The organism is Trichocoleus sp. FACHB-40 (assembly GCF_014695915.1).
GTDB classification, from domain to species: Bacteria; Cyanobacteriota; Cyanobacteriia; order Cyanobacteriales; family FACHB-T130; genus Funiculus; species Funiculus sociatus.
Window position 1 is genome coordinate 1 of record NZ_JACJPF010000011.1, and the last position, 4,737, is coordinate 4,737.

Below are 4,737 nucleotides of genomic sequence, written 5' to 3' on the forward strand. Positions count from 1 at the left end.
TTCTCCCCTAATCCGATTTTCTTTGACGAGGTTATTGTGTTACTCTGGCTTTCAAACTATTATTTTTTCTAGGTTCTCTTCGCTCGCTTGAGTCTCGCTTTCGCTCGTCTCTCTCGACCGCTTTATTAATGTAGCAACTCTCTCCCCAATGTGTCAACTGTTTGGGAAAATTTCTTTTTGAAAATTCTTGAAAAGCTCTTGAGGGGGAGCATTTGCGCCACAATGGGTAATGCGTTGAGCGCCTGAGGAAAGGGAACTGTGAATTTTCAGTCGGTGATTGCTACGTTGCATGAGTTTTGGGGTGATCGCGGTTGCCTAATCGCTCAGCCCTACGATATTGAAAAAGGGGCAGGCACCAAAAATCCCAATACCTTTTTAAGATGTCTTGGGCCGGAACCGTGGGCTGTGGCTTATGTCGAACCCTGCCGCCGCCCTACAGATGGACGTTACGGTGAAAATCCTAATCGCTACCAACACTATTACCAGTATCAAGTTCTGATTAAACCTTCGCCAGATAATATCCAAGAGATATATCTGGACTCTTTGAGAGCTTTAGGTATTCGCCCTGAAGATCACGACATCCGGTTTGTAGAAGACAACTGGGAGGATGCCACAGTAGGAGCTTGGGGAGTAGGTTGGGAAGTATGGCTAGATGGAATGGAAATCACCCAATTTACTTACTTTCAACAATGCGGAGGCCTTGACTGTAGACCTGTCTCAATTGAGATTACCTATGGTCTGGAGCGATTAACTATGTATCTCCAGCAGGTGGATGCGTTTACCAAGATTCGCTGGACTGATAACGTTACCTATGGTGATGTTCACCTCCAGGGAGAGGTTGAGCAGTGTATCTATAATTTCGAGGCATCTAACCCAGATTTGTTGTTTACTTTGTTTGGTCTATACGAGCAGGAGGCAGAGCAACTGACTGGACGCGGACTTGTGTTACCCAGCCTGGATTATGTTTTAAAGTGTTCTCACACGTTTAATTTGCTGGATGCCAGAGGGGTGATTTCGGTAACGGAGCGGACGCGCTACATTGGCAGAATTCGCAAGTTGGCAAGGCGAGTCGCGGAGTTATATTTGCAGCAACGAGAAGGTCTGGGATTTCCCCTATGCAAGCAAAAGGAAATTGCACAGCAAGTATCTTAAGCAAGTGTGCAGGAGTTTGGGGATAGTGATCTGAGTTACCTAAGTGAGTAAAGGGACTGGGTTAGATTCTTTTGAAAATTGATAAACCAGTTGGGCAAACCTATGTTGATAGAGGAGGCTGTGAGGCGGGTGGGTAGTCTGAGTGAAGTTTTGGAACCAATTGCTAACCAGTTTGAAAAGTTAGGAATTCCGGATTCGATTGTACATTGGGGACACCCGGTGATGATGGCAATTGTGGTATTGGTGATGGGTAGTTTTATAGGGTTTGCCGGATGGCGCGGACGGGTGGCGGCGGATACGGCGATCGCTAGTAAAAGTTTGGCTGACCACCGGAAGCTAGCACCGTGGATGTTTCTGTTTATAGCACTAGGTTATACTGGCGGAGTTTTGTGGTTAGTAATGCAAGATCAGCCGATTCTGGAAAGTCCGCATTTTTGGACTGGTTCTATTGTGCTGGGATTGCTGGCAATTAATGGCACGATTTCGATGATAGGCTTTGGGGGTAATAAGGTAGTGCTGCGGACATTTCATGCTTATTTAGGCACTACGGCACTTTGTCTGCTATTTGTACACGCTGTGCTGGGCTTGAAGCTAGGTTTGGCTATCTGATGAACTCGGCTGCTGGTGTAATTTTAAGCTTGTCCTATATTTTGGGCTTACTGTCTACGGCAGTTTGGTGGGGCAAGTATGCAGTTTTGGCTCTGGGTATTGGGGCTGCTTTTGTTGTACCTAAATTCTGGCGAACTGGACCTAAAGCAAAAGTGTGGCTGGCGGTCGGAATTGTGGGGTTGCTGGCAACACTGTATTTTCAAGCACGGGTGCCACAACCTTTAGCAAATGACATCAGCAAGTTTGTTCATGCCCAAAATGGTAAAGGGCAGGAGCAAGTTGTCACGGTTCAGGGAAAGATTGCTAGTACGCCTCGGCTAACGCAAAGTCAGCGATCGCAATTTTGGTTGGAAGCTTCTAAATTAAATGAGGTAAAAAACGGCGAGAACAAACCAGCTGATGTCAGTCAGGGGGTGACGGGCAAGTTATATGTAACTGTGCCTTTACTACAAGCTACTGGTTTATATCCTGGTGAAGCGATCGCAATTACCGGAGTATTGTATAAACCGAAAAAGGCTAGCAATCCCGGTGCCTTTGATTTTCAGGCTTACCTGGCGCGAGAAGGAGGTTTTGCAGGTCTAAGCGGACGGCAGGTTAGTTTCCCCAATGAACAGGAAGAACGTGGCTGGGGATTCTGGACTGTAAGGCAGCGAATCATCCACTCTCAAGTTCGTTGGCTAGGCTCTCCAGAAGGGCAGCTTGTCAGTTCGATGGTTATGGGAAGTCAAGCGGTAGATTTGCCCTACGATGTACGAAATGAATTTATCCAGGTGGGATTGGCTCACGCTTTGGCAGCATCTGGATTTCAAATTTCTCTGATTCTAGGTTTTGTCATAGCTGCCTTTGGGCGTTTTTCTGTAAGGACGCAACTAGGCGTTGGGATTGCTGCCATACTTATTTTTATTTGCTTGACAGGAGTGCAACCATCAGTTTTAAGAGCAGGGGTAATGGGAGTTGGGGCGTTAATCGCCTTAGCAATGCAACGCAAAGTCAAGCCACTAGGTTCGCTCCTGCTTGCTGCCACGGTATTGCTGTTATTTAATCCGTTGTGGATCTGGAATTTGGGGTTTCAGCTGAGTTTTCTAGCCACGCTGGGATTGTTAGTCACACTGCCAGCGATAATAAAGTGGTTTGATTGGTTGCCGCTTGCGATCGCATCCTTATTTGCGCTGCCAATTGCCGTCTTACCGTGGGTTTTACCTCTACAACTTTTTGTCTTTGGTGTCGTATCTCCCTACAGTATCCTGGCAAACATCATTAGCACTCCCTTTTTATCTGTCATTAGTATTGGAGGAATTCTCAGCGCCTTAGCCGGATTAATTTGGCCTTTGGCGGGAAGCACCTTAGCTTGGTTATTGTATTACCCTACTCACTGGCTGATTTTGCTTGTGCAGTTTTTCAGCTCTTTGCCGGGAAACTCAATTGCTGTTGGCACTATTTCAATATTTCAAGTATTGGTGCTATACGGTTTAATTAGTCTAGCTTGGCTCAACAAGTGGTGGTGTCGGCGTTGGTGGTTTGCTGCGATTATTGCTACTACTCTGGTTGTTCTCCCGGTTTGGCAGACAAAAGCAACTTTGTTTCGAGTCACGGTGCTTTCTACGCCGGGAGAACCAGTTTTGGTGATTCAAGACAAAGGGGAAGTTACGCTGGTTAATAGTGGGGATGACAGTACAGCCAATTTTACTGTGCTGCCTTTTTTACAACAGCAGGGTGTCAATCAAATTGACTGGGCTGTGGTTACGGATTCTCAACTTAGTCCTAGAAGTGGCTGGGCTAAGATTATGGAACGACTCCCAGTGTCAACCTTTTACGCTAACACTGCCTCTATTAGTAAACTTTGGACTCTAGGTGTAAAGATTCCGCCTCAAGCATTGCCAGTTGGTCGAAGTGTAGCTATTGGAACTTCAGCCATCAAGTTAATTAATAGCCAACCGCCAGTGGTACAACTGCAAATCAGCGGACAGAGTTGGTTAGTGTTGGGAAACTTTAAGCCAGAGGAAAATGAAAGAAAGTTAGCGCTCTTAAAACAATTACCGCCTGTTCAGGTGCTTTGGTGGTCTGGAGAAAGTTTACAAGCTGATGTATTGCAAAAGATGCAACCAAAGGTAGCGATCGCCTCATCTGCTACCATCGATCCAGAAACGGCACAAACTCTGCGTAAAATTAACACCAAATTATATACAACCGAACGTGATGGGGCAATCCAGTGGACTCCTAGTGGTGCCTTTGAGACAACGCTGGAAGCAACAGAAAATGATGTCGGTATTAGCTATTAGGAATGGGGGGTGATATTTCCCCAGCGTAGAGGTAAAGCTTGAGTAGATAACCGATTTAAGGCTCAGACTACCGTGATTGAGACAGCAAAATTTTCTGACTCAAACTCAACTATCGATCTAGCCGTAAGTTAACTTCAGAAGCACACCTGAAGCAGCAGTCCGATAATGGAGACTTGGAGGCTCGAATAATTTTGGTTAGATTGTTGTCAGTATTAAATCAAAAGAACCCGTTTACTCACCTCCAGCGCGGCAAAGAGCGGTGGATGAGACTCCAAGATGAAATGCACCATTACCCGATAACGAAGCAGAGAAAATTGAGGCGCTTTTGCACTATAGAACCCATTTGACATCTCTGACTCGGTTGACTTAAGGTAGCGCAAAAGCCATATCCTACTCACCATGCCGTACTCCAGCAGTCTCACCGACGAAGAATGGGAAATTCTTGAGCCCGTCCTGGCCCAGATATTGGCAGTGGAGAAGCAGACAAGACACTGTGATTGGACGAAACGAGAACTGTTGGATAAGCTGCGTAGCAGCTAAATTTAATAAACAGCATTACCTTTGTTTTTAATTTTTCGTTCCCATTTAATAATAAGTCCTCCTTCATTTAGTAATTTATTTAACAACTCTTCTAGTTGTTCTGCTGACTCAAATAGTCTATGAGCTATATATTCTTTAGCTGAATGCCAAACAAGTT

3 protein-coding genes and 1 pseudogene are annotated in these 4,737 nt (G+C 45.5%); 3 read left to right on the top strand and 1 reads right to left on the bottom strand.

Annotated features, from left to right (window positions below; all coding sequences use genetic code 11):
- The first annotated feature begins 258 nt into the window (after nt 1-258).
- The 3 genes from glyQ (at nt 259) to H6F63_RS00220 (ending at nt 4,040) form a co-directional block, all read left to right on the top strand.
- Nucleotides 259-1,152: a glycine--tRNA ligase subunit alpha gene (gene glyQ / locus H6F63_RS00210; RefSeq protein ID WP_190633877.1), complete on the top strand. Its 894-nt coding sequence runs from the start codon at nt 259-261 to the stop codon at nt 1,150-1,152.
- Nucleotides 1,153-1,281: 129 nt separating this feature from the next.
- Nucleotides 1,282-1,761, top strand: coding sequence for a DUF4079 family protein (locus H6F63_RS00215; protein WP_190633881.1), 480 nt, complete (start codon nt 1,282-1,284; stop codon nt 1,759-1,761).
- A complete protein-coding gene (locus H6F63_RS00220; RefSeq protein ID WP_190633879.1) occupies nt 1,761-4,040 on the top strand; it encodes a ComEC/Rec2 family competence protein in 2,280 nt (759 codons plus the stop codon). Before H6F63_RS00215 ends, H6F63_RS00220 begins: the two co-directional genes overlap by 1 nt.
- Nucleotides 4,041-4,582: 542 nt before the next feature.
- On the opposite strand, the pseudogene H6F63_RS00225 reads toward H6F63_RS00220, so the two are convergent.
- Nucleotides 4,583-4,737: pseudogene (locus tag H6F63_RS00225) on the bottom strand (IS630 family transposase); the annotation flags it as partial.